Here is a 15545-nt window from a genome sequence, read left to right on the forward strand (position 1 = left end):
TATATATAAATTTTCTACATTTTGAGGACGTGTGATGAAGATTAAAATTATGAACTACTTAAGTCAGCTATCTCATCAGACTCAAAAATTGTTTTTGAAACTTTATTTTGAGTAATGGCAATCATTGCTTTTGCAACAGTTGCTGATTGAATGGGTTTCATTTTCTTTAGAGGCCCTAAAAATAGAGTAGATAATAATTTAAATACAAAAATTCCTATTTTCTCGCCTATTCTCTTTTCTTTTCGATCTCCTAATAAAAAAGAAGGTCTCATTATTCCTAGGTTTGGAAAATTAAGTCTTTTTAATTCTTCTTCTACTTCTCCTTTGAATTTTAAATAATCTCCTGAACTTTTTGGATCTGCATAACCAGATGAGATAAAAACAAATGAATTTACTGAGTTTGATTTTGCAATTTGAGCAACTTGTTTTGGAACCTCAAGCTCCACTCTTTTATATTCATTTTTATCTGGTGAATTTTTCTTTGTAGTGCCAATACAAAAGAAGCAATCATCCCCTTTGATATCTTCTCTATGATTTTCTAAATTATTAAAATCTGTTTGAATAATTTCGATCTTTGGATCACTTGTATCTATTGATGAACGAACAAATAACTTAATCTTAGAATAGTTATTATTGCTAATTAATTGATATAAAACATGGCTTCCAACTAACCCAGATGCACCAAATAATAAGGCTGTTTTCACTTCTTAAGATAAACTTTCACAAAAAGTTTTTATTCTCTCCATTGCTTTTTTTAAATTTTGCATTGAAGTAGCATATGAAATTCTAAAATAACCATCTAATCCAAAGGCTGATCCTTGCACTACGGCAACATTTGATTTCTCAAGTAATTTTTGAACAAAATCAGTATCTGTGTTTAATTTTGTTTTTTTGTTTAAGAGACCTTTGCAGCTTGGAAATACGTAAAAAGCACCATTAGGTGTTAAGCACTTAATGCCTTTAATATTATTTAAACTTTTAACAACAAAATCTCTTCTTTCTTTAAAAGCTTTTGATCTTTTTTGAATAAAACCTTGATTACCATTTAAGGCTTCAACAGCTGCTGCTTGACTTATTGAAGATGGGTTAGATGTAGATTGTGATTGAATTTTACCAATCGCTTTAATTACATCTTTTGGACCTGCCGCATAACCTATTCTCCAACCAGTCATTGCATAAGATTTACTAACACCATTCATAGTAAGAGTTCTATCTTTTAATTTTGAATTTTGTGCGATGGTATAAAAATTAAAATTATCATATTTAATATGCTCATAAATATCATCACTCAAAATATGAACTTTTTTATTTTTAACTAAAACTTTTGCCAATTCCTCAATTTCTTTTTTAGTGTAACCTGCACCTGTTGGATTTGAGGGTGAGTTTAAAATTAACCATTTTGTTTTTTTTGTAATAGCTTTTCTTAATTTTGAAGGTGTAAGTTTGAATCCCTCTTGTTCAGTACATTTAACTATTTTTGGCTTTCCTCCAGATAATAAAACCATATCTGGATAAGACACCCAAAAAGGTGCTGGGATTATAACTTCATCACCTTTGTTTAAAGTTGCCATGAATGCGTTATATAAAACTTGCTTACCACCAGTTCCAACAGTGATCTGATCTGCTGTGTAACTTAACTTATTTTCTCTTTTAAACTTTGCTATAATTGCTTTTTTTAAAGCGGGAGTTCCATCCACTGCTGTATATTTAGTGTCTCCATTTTTAATAGCTTTAATTGCTGCATTCTTTACGTTGTCTGGAGTATCAAAATCTGGTTCACCAGCACCAAGGCCAATTACATCTTTGCCTGCAGCTCTTAATTCTCTTGCTTTTTGAGTAACAGCAATAGTTGGTGATGGTTTAATTCTTTTTAAACTGTCTGATATTATGCTCATTGAAATATAATTTTAATCTACTAGTTTTATAAATAATGCAGAATACTTATCAAGATTTAATTACCGAAATTCAAAATAAAAATCCTGGGATCAGCCCTAAGCTTGAGGGAGGTAAAAAGTTTCAGATGAAAACTGATTTTAAGCCTGCAGGGGATCAACCTGAAGCCATTAAACAATTAGTTAATGGCGCAAATAAAGATCAACTTAGTCAGGTTTTACTGGGTGTTACTGGATCTGGAAAAACTTTTACTATGGCTAAGGTTATCGAAAAAACTAATAGACCAGCTTTAATTCTTGCTCCAAATAAAACATTGGCTGCTCAACTATATGGAGAAATGAAATCTTTCTTTCCAGATAATGCAGTTGAATATTTTGTATCTTATTATGATTATTACACACCAGAAGCATATGTTCCACGTTCAGATACTTATATTGAAAAAGAAGCTTCAATTAATGAGCAAATCGATCGAATGCGTCACTCGGCAACAAGATCACTTCTTGAGCGAGACGATGTTATTATTGTATCAAGTGTTTCTTGTATCTATGGTCTAGGATCTGTTGAGGCTTACAGCAAGATGACTTTAAGTTTAAAGACTAATTATGATTACAACAGAGAAGAATTAATAAAATCTTTAGTAGCACTTCAATATAAAAGGAATGATCAAAATTTTTATCGAGGAACTTTTAGAGCTAGAGGAGAATATCTTGAAATTTTTCCCTCTCACCTAGAAGATCGTGCTTGGAGATTAAGTTTATTTGGAGACAAATTAGAAAAGATAGAAGAGTTTGATCCTTTAACAGGAGATTTGGTTAGTGAACTTGATGTAATTAAAGTTTATGCTAACAGTCACTACATCACACCCAAACCAACTATTGAACAAGCAATAATTAAAATTAAAAGAGAACTAGAGGCAACTTTAAAAAAATTTAAAGAACAAAATAAATTACTTGAAGCACAAAGATTAGAAGAAAGAACTAAATTTGATCTAGAAATGATTGAAGCAACTGGATCTTGTGCTGGAATCGAAAACTATTCAAGATTTTTATCTGGAAGAAAACCTGGAGAGCCCCCTCCTACATTATTTGAATATTTTCCAGACAATACTTTAATTTTTGTTGATGAATGTCATGTAACTGTTCCTCAATTAAATGGAATGTATAAAGGTGATAGATCAAGAAAAAGTAATCTTGCAGAGTATGGTTTTAGATTACCTTCTTGTATGGATAACCGACCACTTAAATTTGAAGAATGGGATGCAATGAGAACGCAAACAGTTTTTGTGTCAGCTACACCAGGACCATGGGAACTAAAACAAACAAAAAATAAATTTGTCGAACAAATCATTAGACCCACAGGATTAATAGATCCTCCAGTTGAAATTAGGCCTGCAAAAAACCAGGTTGATGACTTAATGCATGAGTGTGTAAAAGTAATTAACAACAACTTTAGAGTATTAGTCACTACTTTAACTAAAAAGATGGCCGAAGATTTAACTGAGTATCTTCACGAAAATGGTATCAAAGTTAGATACATGCACTCTGATATCGACACCTTAGAGCGTATTGAAATCATGAGAGATCTAAGGCTTGGAGTATTTGATGTATTAGTTGGAATTAATTTACTAAGAGAAGGACTTGATATTCCAGAATGTGCATTAGTTGGAATTTTAGATGCAGATAAAGAAGGCTTTCTAAGATCTGAGACTTCTTTGGTTCAAACTATTGGAAGAGCTGCAAGAAATCTAGAGGGTAAAGTTATTCTTTATGCAGATAAGGAAACAAAAAGTATTAAAAATGCAATCAAAGAGACAGATAGACGAAGAACTATTCAAGTAGCTTACAACAAAAAACACAAGATCAGTGCAACAAGTATAAAAAAAGAAATTGGAGATGTGCTTGAAAGTGTTTATGAGAAAGACTATGTAAAAGTTGGAACTGATGAAAATATTGGTGGTAATCTTAAGAAACACCTAAAAGCTCTGAATAAAAGAATGAAAGAGTCAGCAACTAACCTTGAGTTTGAAGAAGCAGCAAAAATTAGGGATGAAATTAGAAAACTTGAAGCATCTGAACTAGAAATTACTTTAAATCCAAAGGTAAAAAAATATAGTTCAAATAATAAAATGTATCCAAAAGGTAGATCAACTATGGGTCTTCCAGGTACAAGAGCTCAAAAAGGTAAAAAAAAGTGGAAGCAAACAAAATAATTATAACAGGAGCAGCAACTAGAATGGGTGCTGCGATTGCTAAAAAGCTATCAGGTCCAAATGTGGAAATTGTTATTCATTATAATAAATCAAAATTAAATGCTGAGAAATTACAAAAAGAACTAAAGAAAAATAAAACAAAAGTTTGGTTGATTAAAGGAGATCTATCCAAAGAAAATGATTTAAAAAAAATTATCAAGTTTGCAAAATCAAAATTAAAATACTTTGATTGTTTAATTAATAACGCTTCATTGTTTGAAAATGATAATTTAAAAAATTTTACATCTAAAAGTTGGAATAATCATTTGGATGTAAACTTAAAAGCTCCTGCTTTCTTAACAAAAGAATTTGCAAAAAATATTAAAGGTAAAAATAATAATATCATAAACATTATTGACCAAAGAGTTTTTAAACTAACTCCATTTTTTACTTCATACACATTAAGTAAAACTGGACTTTACACATTAACAAAAACAAGTGCTATGAGTTTGGCTCCCAACATAAGAGTAAACGGTATAGCTCCTGGACCAACAATAAAAAATAAGCGTCAAACAGATAAACATTTTAAAAAACAATATTTAGCTACACCTTTAAAGCAACAGGTGAATGTTAAAGAAATATGTAATGCTGTTGACTTTTTTATTAAAAACAGTTCTATTACAGGTCAAGTATTAGCTATTGATAGTGGACAAAATTTAAACTGGCAAACACCAGATGTAATTGGAAAAGAATGAAAAAAAGTAATTTTAAAGTTGTAAAAATAGATAAAAATAAAAGTTTATTTAACTACGAAAAAAAAATTCTAATCAAAGAATTAACCTTGGATTTAAAACTTGGTTATTACGAATTTGAAAAAGAGAAGCCCCAAAAAGTAAAATTTAGCCTTGAAATTGATTATGAAGATAAAAAACCAACCAGTGACAAGGATATCAAATCTATTGTAAATTATGGGCAAGTTGTAAAATTGATCAAAAAACTTACCAAAAATAAGCATTACAATTTCTTAGAAACACTTGCGGAAGATGTTTTTGATATTTTATTCAAAGACAAACGGATTGGTAAAATAATGCTTCAAATTGAAAAATTAGAGATTTTAAAAGAATGTACGTCAGTTGGTATTCAAATTACCAAAAAAAGAAGTCATGAAAAGCTCTGAACTTGGAAAAGAAGTAATAAAAAAAGAGCTTCCATTAATTCCTAAAAGCCCTGGTGTTTACCGAATGCTTAATCACAAAGATGATATTCTTTATGTGGGTAAAGCCAAAAATTTACCGAATAGATTAAAAAGTTATGTGGCAGAGAAAAACCACATCATTCGAACAGAGAGAATGTTGTCTCAAACTTTTAAGCTTGAGATCACAACTACTGCAAATGAGAGTGAAGCCTTACTGTTGGAAGCAAATTTAATAAAAAAACATAAACCAAAATTCAATATTTTACTTAAAGATGACAAATCATTTCCCTTCATATTTATTGGTGAAAAAGAACAATGGCCAAGAGTTACAAAACATAGAGGGAAAAAAGAAAAAGAAGGATTTTACTTTGGTCCCTTTGCGTCTGCAGGCACTGCAAACTGGACTATTAAGATGCTTCAAAAAATATTTCAATTAAGAGTTTGTGATGATGGTACGTTTAAAAATAGAAAACGACCTTGTATACTTTATCAAATTAAAAGATGTTCAGGTCCCTGTGTGGGATACATAAATAAAGATGACTATAAAAGTTCGGTAGATCAAGCAATTCAATTTGTCTCTGGTAAATCTAGAGATATTCAAAAAAATCTCTCTAAAGAAATGGAGGCCGCAAGTGATCAACTTGATTTTGAAAGAGCTTCAATTTTTAGAGATAGAATAAAATCTCTAAATATCATTCAATCTTCACAAAGAATTAATGAGGCAAACCTAGTTGATGCTGATGTGATTGCTGGATATAAAGAATCTGGGAAAGCTTGTATTCAAGTTTTCTTTTATAGATCAAAACAAAATTGGGGTAATCAAGCTTACTTTCCAAAACATGATCCAGATCAAGAAATTTCAGAAATTATGTCTTCTTTTTTAATGCAATTTTATGAAAATAAAACTGTTCCTAAATTAGTTATTATTAATAGTGATATCAAAGATAAAAAATTAATAGAAGAAACTTTAAGTAAAAAAGAAGGAAATAGCATTTCCATCAATACAGCAAAAAAAGGAACTAAAGCAAAAGTTGTTGCAATGGCAGAAAAAAATGCAAAGGAGTCTTTAAATAGAAAACTTTATGAAACAAATAATAATAAGAATTTATTTGAAGGTGTTGCTAAAAAATTTGATTTAAAAAATGTTATCAATTTAGTTGAGGTTTATGACAATAGTCATATTTCAGGAACCAACAGTGTTGGGGCAATGGTTACATTTGGCAATGAAGGTTTTGTTAAAAAGAGATATCGAAAATTTGATATTAAAACAAAAGGTGCAGAGCAAGATGATTTTGCCATGCTTAAAGAAGTTTTATCTAGAAGATTTAAAAGAGCAATTTTAGAAAAAGGTAATTATTTAACCTTACCAGATTTAATACTGATTGATGGTGGAAAAGGACAATATTCTTCAGCAAAAGAAGTGCTAGATGAATTGGGTCTACATGACCTTCCAATGATTGCTATTGCAAAAGGTAAAATGCGAAATAGTGGAGACGAAACATTCTTCTACAATGGTAAAAGCTATAAATTTGAAAAAAATGATCCAACTTTATTTTTTATGCAAAGACTTAGAGATGAAGCACATAGATTTGCAATTACCTCGCATAGAGCAAAACGAGCTAAAGGATTATCGAAATCATTGCTAGATCAGATCGATGGTATTGGCGCTATTAGAAAAAGGGCATTATTAAACCATTTTGGTTCAGCAAGATCCGTTGAGTCTGCTAGTTTTGATGAGATAAAGTCTGTAGAAGGTGTTGAGGAAAAAGTTGCAAAAAAGATATATAACTTCTTTCATGAATAATTATGCTTAGAAAAATTCCTAATATATTAACCATTGGGCGAATAATAATTGTCCCTTTCTTTGTCTTGGCTTTTTATCTACCAGGCTTTTATGGAGATTTGACTGCGCTCATATTGTTTATAGTTGCCTCGTTCACTGATTTTTTAGATGGAATGTTGGCTCGAATGCTTGGGGAAGAGTCTAAATTGGGTGAATTATTAGATCCAATTGCAGATAAAATTATTGTAGCTACAGCATTAATCTTATTAGTAATGGATGGTACCATTAGAAATTATGAGGTTATTGCTGCTATAATTATTCTTACACGTGAAATTTTAATTTCAGGATTAAGAGAATTTTTAGCTAAAGGTCAAATAAAACTTCCAGTATCAAATCTTGCAAAACTAAAAACTGTTTTACAAATGGTATCGATTGGTCTTTTGCTCTCAGGAGAGACAGGAAATAAGATTATTAATTTTCAAGATTATAATGCACAAACTATAGGAATTATTCTTCTTTGGCTTTCAGCATTTTTAACACTTTTCACTGGGTATGATTATATGCGTAAAGGAATAGATCACGCGATGTCAGAAGACAACAAGAATTAGGCTGCTTTTTTCTTTCTTACTAAAGCTTGATAACTTTCATTTAAATCAATTATAGTTTCACATACTTTAAATTGATTCTCAGCAATACATGAGACTGGTGTTACTTCCGCAGCTGTTCCAGTCAAAAAGCATCCAACGAAATTAGAAAGTTCTGATGGACTTATTTTTCTTTCATGAACTTTAATATTTTTAGATTTTGCAATTTCAATAACTGTTCTTCTTGTTATTCCATCTAAAAAAGAGTCTGGAATTGGAGTGTGAATTTCTCCATTTTTATCTTTGAAAAAAATATTTGCTCCAGTTGCTTCAGCAACATTTCCATCATGATCTAACATTAATGAGTCTGTGTATCCTTGTTTTTCTGCTTCATGCTTAGATAAAGTACAAATCATATAAAGACCTGAAGCTTTTGTATCCCAAGGAATTGTATTTGGAGCTGGTCTTCGCCAATTTGAAATATTTAATTTTATTCCTTCTACTTTTAGTTTTGGATCAAAATAAGAGCCCCACTCCCAAGTCGCTATAGCAACATGAATTTTTGTTTGTTGTGCAGAAATCGCCATCATCTCGCTACCTCTCCAAATAGTAGGTCTTACATATCCATTTTCTACTTTTTGAACTGAAATAATTTTATTGCAGGCATCATTTATTTCTTTTTCGCTGTAAGGAATTGTCATTCCCATTCTTTCTGCTGAATAAAAAAGTCTTGAAGTGTGTTCCTCTAATTTAAATATAGAACCATCATACACACGCTCACCCTCAAAAACACAACTAGCATAGTGTAGTCCATGATTTAAAACGTGTATCTTAGCGTCAGCCCAATCAACTAGCTCACTATTATACCAAATTTTTCCAGATCTATTATCGTACGGCACCATGTATGAAATTTTTAAATTATTAGTGAAAATTATCTTTGTATCTTTAATATGTCAATATAACTTACCTATAATGAAAGAACTTTTATATTTAAAAGATGAACAACTAAAAGATTTAATTGAAAAATTATTTGTAAGTTACAGAGAAACATTTTCAGACGCCAAAAAAGTATTAGATAGACACTCTATTGGATTAGCCCACCATAAAGTAATTCACCTATTGTCAATGTACCAAGGTATTTCGATTTCAGAGCTTTTAAAACGGCTGAAAGTGACAAAGCAAAGTTTAAACAGGGTACTAAAAGATCTAATTAAATTGGAAATTGTAACTTTTAAAAGAGATGATTTAGACACAAGAGTAAAGCATATTTTTTTAAACGAAAAAGGAAAAAAAATATTTAATGAAATTTTCGATCTACAAAAGAAAAGGATTTACAATGCCTTACTTAATTCGAGTTCAGAGGAAGTAATTAATTTTGATAATGTTTTAACTAAAATTATAAATGGATAAATTTATTGCACATATTCTAGTTGTTGATGATGATGATGGAATTAGATCTTTGGTTAAAAAATATTTGAATGAAAATAGTTTTTTAGTCACGACTGCTGATAGCGCAGAAAATGCATCAGAAAAAATTAGTATCATAAAATTTGATTTAATAATTTTAGATATAATGATGCCTGGAAAAAATGGACTAGAATTTATCAGAGATCATAAAAAAAAATTAGATACACCTATTATTCTTTTGACTGCTAAGGGTGAAGCAAATGAAAGGGTCGAGGGATTAGAGGTTGGGGCCGATGATTATTTACCAAAACCATTTGAACCAAAAGAATTAATTTTAAGAATTAAAAATATTTTAAATAAAACTATAAAAACTGAACAAGTTAGAATTATAGAGTTTGAAAATGTTAAAATTGACTTAAATAAACTATTAATTATTAAAAATGATAATGAGTTTAAAATTAACAATACAGAGAAAATAATATTAGAAAAAATGATTAATAATCCAGGTAAAACATTTTCACGTGAGAATATTGGTCAATTAATAGAGCTAGATAAAGAAAGATCTATAGATGTAATTATTACAAGATTAAGAAAGAAAATTGAAATTGATCCCAAAAATCCAAAATTTTTACAAACAATAAGGGGTGCAGGATATGTTCTTTGGATTGAGTAATTTTTTAAAAAAAATATTACCTAAAAGATTGTTTTATAGGGCCCTTTTAATTGTAGCTGCTCCTGTCTTAGTTCTTCAATTAATCATAACTATTGTATTTTTTGACAGCCTTTGGATCAAAACTAATAAAGGAATGACCAAGGCATTAATTAATGAAATTAATTTATTTGTTGAAGTTTATGCTAATCAAAAAATTGATAAAGATGAATTAAAAAATCTCTTTTCTCTATTTATAGATCTAAACATAGAGCAAGTTAATAATAAAAATTTTAATAGTAAATATAATAAAAGAACATTCAGTCCAATTGATAGAACTCTTAGAAGAGAATTAAAATCAAACTTTAATCTTGGTGAATTTTGGTTTGATACAACAAGTTATAAAGAATTAATTGATATAAGAATAAAATATGAAGATGGATACTTTAGATTTTTAGTACCTAGAGATAGAGTTACTAGTTCGTCCGCACGAATATTTGCGCTTTGGATAACTGTTCCAGCAATTATAATGGTTATGATTTCATTAATATTTTTAAAAAATCAAACTAGACCAATTACCAATCTTGCGCGTGCTGCTGAAAAATTTGGTAAAGGTGAAGAAATAGTGGAATTCAAACCTTCAGGTGCCTTGGAAATAAGACAAGCAGGACATGAGTTTGATAAAATGAGAAAAAGAATTCTTAAACATTTAAATCAAAGAACCGAGATGTTATCTGGCATAAGTCATGATTTGAGAACACCTCTTACGAGGATGAAACTACAAGTTGCTTTCATTACAGATAAGGATTTAGCTAAAAAACTAGCAGAGGATATTAATGAGATGGAAAAAATGCTTAATGAATATCTGCAATTTACAAGTTCATCCTATATTGAAAAAGATGAGATGTTCAACTTATCAGAATTGATAGAACAAATTGTTAACAAATATAATAACAAAAATATTCAAAAAGATTTAATACCCAGAGTTTATCTCAATGGTAGAAAAAATTTAATTAATCGATGTCTTAATAATATAATTGATAATGCGTTAAAATATGGAAATAAAGTTAAAGTAAAACTTAACAAAGAAAATACAAATTTGTTAATTATCATTGATGATGATGGTTCTGGTATTCCAAAAAAGGAACATGAAAATGTATTCAAGCCATTCTATAAAATTGACAAAGGTAGAGCAGAGTCCAAGTCAAGTGTCGGTCTTGGATTATCTATAGCATCAGATATTATCAGATCTCATGGGGGAAATATTGTTCTTGAAAAATCTAAAATGAACGGACTTCGTGTTAAGATTTTTTTACCTGTTTAGTTTTCTTTTTTGTTTCCAATTTTTTAATTTTATTTTCTAAATTTTCAACTCGTTTTGATAACACATCAAATTCGTCCTTGCTGACGAGTTTCATTTTAAAAACAATTTCATCTCTTTTGGATTTCAAGATATTAAAAAGCTCTGAACTAAGATCTTTTGAGGAGATAATACCTTGTTCAAAAAGTTTACCAAGTTTATCAATTATAAATTTAGAATTTTTCATATTTAGGATATATAATATAAGTATTATTTAAAATGTTCATCAATAATTTTGACCCAGTCGCTTTTCAAATTATGTCATTTGAAATTAGATGGTATTCTCTAGCTTACATTTTGGGAATTGTTATTGGTTGGTCATTATGTAAAAAAGTATTTATCAAAGACTCAGATATAAATGAAAAATTTGATGACTATATAGCTTATCTCATCATTGGAGTAATTTTAGGTGGAAGATTAGGATATGTTATATTTTATAACTTTTCATATTATTTAGATAATATATTTGATATTTTTAAGATATGGCAAGGTGGAATGTCATTTCATGGAGGATTATTAGGAGTAATCATTTCAAGTTTCTTTTTTGCAAAAAAAAATAATCAAAATCCATTTTCTTATTTAGATCAGGTGTCACTAGTAGCACCAATAGGAATTTTTTTTGGAAGATTGGCTAATTTTATAAATTCTGAACTTTATGGAATAACTACAGATATTCCTTGGTCAGTTGTCTTTATTAAAGTAGATAATTTATCAAGACATCCATCTCAATTGTATGAAGCAATTTTAGAAGGTATAATTTTATTTTTAGTGTTGATATACTTTATAAAAAAAGACTATTTAAGAAAACCTGGTTTAATTTCAGCATTATTTTTAATTTTTTATTCTTTGTTTAGATTCTTTATTGAATTTTTTAGAGTGCCAGATGTACAGTTAGGCTATTTAGTTTTAAATTTAACTATGGGACAAATAATTAGCCTAGTGTTTGTAACGATTGGAACAATTCTTTTTTATCTTAAAAATGAAGATTAATAGAACAACAAATTTACCTTTAGACCAATTTATAGAATTTGCTCTATATAATAAAGATTCGGGTTATTATATGAAAAAAAATCCTTTTGGAAAAGAAGGAGATTTTATTACCGCACCAAACATTACAAGACTATTTTCAGAAATGATTGCGATTTGGGTATTAACCTTTTGGAAAAGTATCGGATCACCAAAAAAATTTAATTTGCTTGAGCTTGGAGCTGGAAATGGTGAAATGATGAAAGTCATAATTGAAACATTAAAAAATTTTTCAGGGTGTTTTAATAATTGTAATTTTCAAATACATGAAAAAAGTGAACTTTTAAAAAAAAAACAACAATTAAATTTAAAATCAGAAAAAATAACTTGGATAGAAGATATAAAGGTAAATAATTCATATCCGACGATATTTGTAGCTAATGAGTTTTTTGATGCACTACCAATTAAACAATTTTTTAAAAAAAAAGAAGGTTGGGTTGAAAGATTTGTGTATTTAAAAGAAGAAAACAAGGCTGAATTTAAAGAGCAATTAACAGAAATAAAAGAGATTGAACAGAGTCTGAACTTTGAAATTTCAAAAGATCAAGAAATTATTGAATATTCACCAAGCTCATTTGATTATTTAAAAAATATTTGTGATCTAATAAAAAAAAATAATGGCGGAATACTAATAATTGATTATGGATATTTAAATTTTAAAATGCATGAAACGCTCCAAGCTATCAATAATCATAAATATTCAAATGTTCTAGAAGATATTGGGGATTCTGACATTACTTATAATATTAACTTTGGTTTATTTAAAAAATTTGTTGATCAATTTAATGATTTAAATTCAATACTTACTAATCAAAAAAAATTTTTAACTAGTATGGGAATAGTTCAAAGAGCAGAAATTATAAGTGAAAATATACCTTTCTCAAAAAAATCAGATTTATTTTATAGAATTAGGCGTCTTATAGATGAAAAACAAATGGGTGAGCTATTTAAAGTGATGTTGATAAAAAAGACAAAAAATCAATTTAAGATAGGTTTTGAAATTGATTAAATCAAAAAAATTAGTGAGATTAAGAAATTTAAAGCATGGCTTTTTTAATAGTAGCGGTGGTCAATCAAAAAAAATTTACAAGAGTTTAAACTGTGGGCCTGGTTCGTCTGATAAAAAATCTGATATTAAAAAAAACTTACAGATTGTAAGAAAAAAAATTAGCAATAAAGCAAAAAATATTTTTTTAGTTAAACAATTTCATAGTAACAAATTCATATACATCGACCAAAAATATAAATACAAAAATAAACCTAAAGCTGATGCTATTATAACTAATCAAAGATACTTGCCTATTGCTGTATTAACAGCTGATTGTGCACCAATATTAATTTATGACAAAAAAATAAAAATGATAGCTGCAATCCACGCAGGCTGGAAAGGAGCCTATAAAGGCATAATAAATAATGTAATTAAATTTATGATCAAAAAAGGTTGTAATTTAGAAAATATTACTGCAGTCATAGGTCCGTCTATTTCTCTAAAAAACTATGAAGTGAAAGAGGATTTTAAGAAAAAATTTATCAAAAGAGATAAAAAAAATTTAATATTTTTTAAGAATAAAAAAAATAAATTATACTTTAATCTAACTGGTTTTATATATAAGTCCCTTAAAGCTATAAAGGTTAAACACATAGATGTTTTAAATATTGATACTTTTGATATCAAAAATAAATTTTTCAGCGCAAGAAGAGCTTTAAAATTAAAACATAATGATTATGGTAGAAATATTTCAATAATTATGCTTAATTAGTTTTTTTAATGAAATTATTATCCGGAAATAGCAACAAACCTCTTAGCAAAAATATTGCAAAATATTTAAAGTCTAAATTGGTAAACTCTAGTATCAGAAACTTTTCTGATGGTGAAATTTATGTTGAGATTAATGAAAATATTAGAGGAAACAGTATTTTTATTATTCAGTCAGTTTCATCGCCAGCTAACGATAATCTTATGGAACTTTTGCTTTGTATAGATGCTTTAAAAAGATCCTCTGCAAAAAATATTACTGCCGTAATTCCATATTTTGGGTACGCAAGACAAGATAGAAAAGTTGTTCCAAGAACTTCCATTTCAGCAAAACTTGTGTCTAACCTAATAACTAAAGCAGGTGCTGATAGAGTCGTCACAGTAGATTTACATGCCGGTCAAATCCAAGGTTTTTTTGATATTCCAGTTGATAACTTATTTGCAACTCCTATTTTTGCAAGACATGCAAAGAAAAAAATAAAAAATAAAAATATTATTTGTGTTGCACCCGATGTTGGTGGAACTGAAAGAGCTAGAGCCTTAGGAAAACTATTAAATGTGGGACTAGCAATTGTTGATAAAAGAAGACCAAAGCCAGGTCAATCACAAGTGATGAATGTAATTGGAGATGTTAAAGGCAAAACTTGTGTAATTGTTGATGACATTATTGACTCAGGTGGAACAATAGTGAATGCCGCAAAAGCACTTAAAGATAGAGGTGCAAAAGAAGTTTATGTTTATATTACGCACGGAGTGTTAAGTGGTGAAGCTGTAAAAAAAATCAAAAATTCTGTAATAAAAAATCTTGTCATTACAGATACGATTGACAACTACGACAAAATTAAAAGCGCTAAAAACATTGAGGTTCTGCCTATTTCAGGCTTAATGGGAGAAGCAATCAAAAGGATATCTAATTCAACATCTGTTTCAGATTTATTTAAATAATTACCTTGAGTTATTAAAGAACTTGAGCTAAAAACCCATGATTTTATGATTTCATTAGAAGCAAACATTAGAAACACTAAAACTAAGGGTGAACTTAGTGCACTTAGAAATAATGGTGGTGTACCAGCCGTAATTTATGGTGGTGAAGCACAAAATGAAACAGTATCAATTTCAAAAAAATTATTAAAATCTCTAATCGATAAGGAAAATTTTTTATCAAATATAGTGACTTTAAATGTTGATGGAAAACCACAAAACGTTCTTCCAAGAGAGATTAAATATCATATCATTTCAGATGAACCAATTCATGTTGATTTTTTAAGAGTAGTACCGGGTGTAAAAATACGTATTGAAGTACCTGTTCAATTTATTAACCATGAAAAATCTCCAGGTTTAAAGAGGGGTGGAGTTTTAAACATTGTTAGAAGAAAAGTAGAATTAAGATGTCCAAGTGAAAAAATTCCTGAAAGTTTGGTAATTGATCTTGATGGTGTTGAGATTGGTGAAAGTTTCAAGATATCATCAATTAATTTAGAAACAGATGTAACTCCAACAATTAAAGGAAGAGACTTTGTTATAGCAACACTAGCAGCACCTACAGTAATGAAGGAACCTGAAAAACCAGCTGAAGAAGAAGCTGCAGAAGGTGAGGCGGGAGCAGATGCAGCAGCAGATGGAGATAAACCAGCAGCTGAAGGTGAAAAAAAAGAGGGTGACGATAAAAAAGCTGCCGAAGAAAAGAAATAAACTGTTAAAGTT

The 15545-nt window shown here is 29.1% G+C and carries 17 protein-coding genes; 13 read left to right on the forward strand and 4 right to left on the reverse strand.

Features of this window, described 5'->3' with window-relative positions:
- Window positions 1-47: 47 nt before the first annotated feature.
- Together ACIJYG_RS05595 and ACIJYG_RS05600 are read right to left on the reverse strand one after the other, a co-directional pair.
- Window positions 48-704: an NAD(P)H-binding protein gene (locus ACIJYG_RS05595; protein ID WP_435096079.1), complete on the reverse strand. Its 657-nt coding sequence runs from the start codon at window positions 702-704 to the stop codon at window positions 48-50.
- Window positions 705-707: 3 nt separating this feature from the next.
- Entirely contained in the window at window positions 708-1895 is a 1188-nt protein-coding gene (locus tag ACIJYG_RS05600) for a pyridoxal phosphate-dependent aminotransferase (protein WP_435087898.1), read from the reverse strand.
- 35 nt (window positions 1896-1930) lie between these two features.
- On the opposite strand from ACIJYG_RS05600, the gene uvrB reads away from it, so the two are divergent.
- The 5 genes from uvrB to pgsA are packed head-to-tail and all read left to right on the forward strand — an operon-like array spanning window position 1931 to window position 7667.
- Window positions 1931-4102 (forward strand): excinuclease ABC subunit UvrB, encoded by a 2172-nt coding sequence (gene uvrB, locus ACIJYG_RS05605; protein WP_435096082.1) that lies wholly within the window; start codon window positions 1931-1933, stop codon window positions 4100-4102.
- On the forward strand, window positions 4084-4836 hold the full coding sequence (locus ACIJYG_RS05610) for an SDR family oxidoreductase (protein WP_435096085.1): 753 nt from the start codon (window positions 4084-4086) through the stop codon (window positions 4834-4836). Before uvrB ends, ACIJYG_RS05610 begins: the two co-directional genes overlap by 19 nt.
- Window positions 4833-5258: a dihydroneopterin aldolase gene (locus tag ACIJYG_RS05615; RefSeq protein WP_435087903.1), complete on the forward strand. Its 426-nt coding sequence runs from the start codon at window positions 4833-4835 to the stop codon at window positions 5256-5258. The genes ACIJYG_RS05610 and ACIJYG_RS05615 overlap by 4 nt, the downstream gene beginning before the upstream one ends.
- Complete coding sequence (uvrC, locus tag ACIJYG_RS05620; RefSeq protein ID WP_435087905.1) at window positions 5245-7080, forward strand: excinuclease ABC subunit UvrC; 1836 nt, start codon at window positions 5245-5247, stop codon at window positions 7078-7080. The genes ACIJYG_RS05615 and uvrC overlap by 14 nt, the downstream gene beginning before the upstream one ends.
- Window positions 7081-7082: 2 nt before the next feature.
- A complete protein-coding gene (gene pgsA, locus ACIJYG_RS05625) occupies window positions 7083-7667 on the forward strand; it encodes a CDP-diacylglycerol--glycerol-3-phosphate 3-phosphatidyltransferase (RefSeq protein WP_435096088.1) in 585 nt (194 codons plus the stop codon).
- Here pgsA and ACIJYG_RS05630 read toward each other — a convergent pair.
- On the reverse strand, window positions 7664-8545 hold the full coding sequence (locus ACIJYG_RS05630) for a branched-chain amino acid aminotransferase (protein WP_435096091.1): 882 nt from the start codon (window positions 8543-8545) through the stop codon (window positions 7664-7666). The two genes, pgsA and ACIJYG_RS05630, sit on opposite strands and share 4 nt — an antisense overlap.
- Window positions 8546-8615: 70 nt before the next feature.
- On the opposite strand from ACIJYG_RS05630, the gene ACIJYG_RS05635 reads away from it, so the two are divergent.
- From ACIJYG_RS05635 to ACIJYG_RS05645, 3 genes are read left to right on the forward strand one after another with little or no spacing between them, the layout of a single operon-like run.
- Window positions 8616-9053 carry a MarR family winged helix-turn-helix transcriptional regulator gene (locus ACIJYG_RS05635; RefSeq protein WP_435096094.1) on the forward strand — a complete coding sequence of 146 codons (438 nt, stop codon included), beginning with the start codon at window positions 8616-8618 and terminating at the stop codon, window positions 9051-9053.
- Window positions 9046-9723: a response regulator gene (locus ACIJYG_RS05640; protein WP_435096097.1), complete on the forward strand. Its 678-nt coding sequence runs from the start codon at window positions 9046-9048 to the stop codon at window positions 9721-9723. Before ACIJYG_RS05635 ends, ACIJYG_RS05640 begins: the two co-directional genes overlap by 8 nt.
- The gene (locus ACIJYG_RS05645) at window positions 9704-11023 is read left to right on the forward strand and encodes an ATP-binding protein (protein WP_435096100.1); all 1320 of its coding nucleotides are present in this window, start codon (window positions 9704-9706) and stop codon (window positions 11021-11023) included. Before ACIJYG_RS05640 ends, ACIJYG_RS05645 begins: the two co-directional genes overlap by 20 nt.
- Here the strand turns inward: ACIJYG_RS05645 and ACIJYG_RS05650 are convergent.
- Window positions 11001-11246 carry a hypothetical protein gene (locus tag ACIJYG_RS05650; RefSeq protein ID WP_435096103.1) on the reverse strand — a complete coding sequence of 82 codons (246 nt, stop codon included), beginning with the start codon at window positions 11244-11246 and terminating at the stop codon, window positions 11001-11003. The two genes, ACIJYG_RS05645 and ACIJYG_RS05650, sit on opposite strands and share 23 nt — an antisense overlap.
- A 32-nt stretch (window positions 11247-11278) precedes the next feature.
- Between ACIJYG_RS05650 and lgt the strand changes: the two genes are divergently transcribed.
- The 5 genes from lgt (at window position 11279) to ACIJYG_RS05675 (ending at window position 15533) form a co-directional block, all read left to right on the forward strand.
- Complete coding sequence (lgt, locus tag ACIJYG_RS05655) at window positions 11279-12049, forward strand: prolipoprotein diacylglyceryl transferase (protein ID WP_435096106.1); 771 nt, start codon at window positions 11279-11281, stop codon at window positions 12047-12049.
- Window positions 12050-12119: 70 nt separating this feature from the next.
- Window positions 12120-13094, forward strand: a complete 975-nt coding sequence (locus ACIJYG_RS05660) for an SAM-dependent methyltransferase (RefSeq protein WP_435096109.1) — start codon at window positions 12120-12122, stop codon at window positions 13092-13094.
- Window positions 13081-13845 carry a peptidoglycan editing factor PgeF gene (gene pgeF / locus ACIJYG_RS05665; protein WP_435096112.1) on the forward strand — a complete coding sequence of 255 codons (765 nt, stop codon included), beginning with the start codon at window positions 13081-13083 and terminating at the stop codon, window positions 13843-13845. Before ACIJYG_RS05660 ends, pgeF begins: the two co-directional genes overlap by 14 nt.
- An 8-nt stretch (window positions 13846-13853) precedes the next feature.
- On the forward strand, window positions 13854-14786 hold the full coding sequence (locus ACIJYG_RS05670; RefSeq protein ID WP_435096115.1) for a ribose-phosphate pyrophosphokinase: 933 nt from the start codon (window positions 13854-13856) through the stop codon (window positions 14784-14786).
- Between the two features lie 45 nt (window positions 14787-14831).
- Complete coding sequence (locus ACIJYG_RS05675; RefSeq protein ID WP_435096118.1) at window positions 14832-15533, forward strand: 50S ribosomal protein L25/general stress protein Ctc; 702 nt, start codon at window positions 14832-14834, stop codon at window positions 15531-15533.
- The last annotated feature ends 12 nt before the right edge of the window (window positions 15534-15545 follow it).

It is taken from the genome of Candidatus Pelagibacter bacterium nBUS_27, assembly GCF_051200985.1.
Taxonomy (GTDB): Bacteria; Pseudomonadota; Alphaproteobacteria; order Pelagibacterales; family Pelagibacteraceae; genus Pelagibacter.

Bases quoted from the DNA above. Each gene is read 5' to 3' on its own strand.
- ACIJYG_RS05600 (WP_435087898.1), bottom strand. From the start codon at position 1,895: ATGAGCATAATATCAGACAGTTTAAAAAGAATTAAACCATCACCAACT.
- uvrB (WP_435096082.1), top strand. From the start codon at position 1,931: ATGCAGAATACTTATCAAGATTTAATTACCGAAATTCAAAATAAAAAT.
- ACIJYG_RS05615 (WP_435087903.1), top strand. From the start codon at position 4,833: ATGAAAAAAAGTAATTTTAAAGTTGTAAAAATAGATAAAAATAAAAGT.
- uvrC (WP_435087905.1), top strand. From the start codon at position 5,245: ATGAAAAGCTCTGAACTTGGAAAAGAAGTAATAAAAAAAGAGCTTCCA.
- pgsA (WP_435096088.1), top strand. From the start codon at position 7,083: ATGCTTAGAAAAATTCCTAATATATTAACCATTGGGCGAATAATAATT.
- ACIJYG_RS05630 (WP_435096091.1), bottom strand. From the start codon at position 8,545: ATGGTGCCGTACGATAATAGATCTGGAAAAATTTGGTATAATAGTGAG.
- ACIJYG_RS05635 (WP_435096094.1), top strand. From the start codon at position 8,616: ATGAAAGAACTTTTATATTTAAAAGATGAACAACTAAAAGATTTAATT.
- ACIJYG_RS05640 (WP_435096097.1), top strand. From the start codon at position 9,046: ATGGATAAATTTATTGCACATATTCTAGTTGTTGATGATGATGATGGA.
- ACIJYG_RS05645 (WP_435096100.1), top strand. From the start codon at position 9,704: ATGTTCTTTGGATTGAGTAATTTTTTAAAAAAAATATTACCTAAAAGA.
- ACIJYG_RS05650 (WP_435096103.1), bottom strand. From the start codon at position 11,246: ATGAAAAATTCTAAATTTATAATTGATAAACTTGGTAAACTTTTTGAA.
- lgt (WP_435096106.1), top strand. From the start codon at position 11,279: ATGTTCATCAATAATTTTGACCCAGTCGCTTTTCAAATTATGTCATTT.
- ACIJYG_RS05660 (WP_435096109.1), top strand. From the start codon at position 12,120: ATGAAAAAAAATCCTTTTGGAAAAGAAGGAGATTTTATTACCGCACCA.
- ACIJYG_RS05670 (WP_435096115.1), top strand. From the start codon at position 13,854: ATGAAATTATTATCCGGAAATAGCAACAAACCTCTTAGCAAAAATATT.
- ACIJYG_RS05675 (WP_435096118.1), top strand. From the start codon at position 14,832: ATGATTTCATTAGAAGCAAACATTAGAAACACTAAAACTAAGGGTGAA.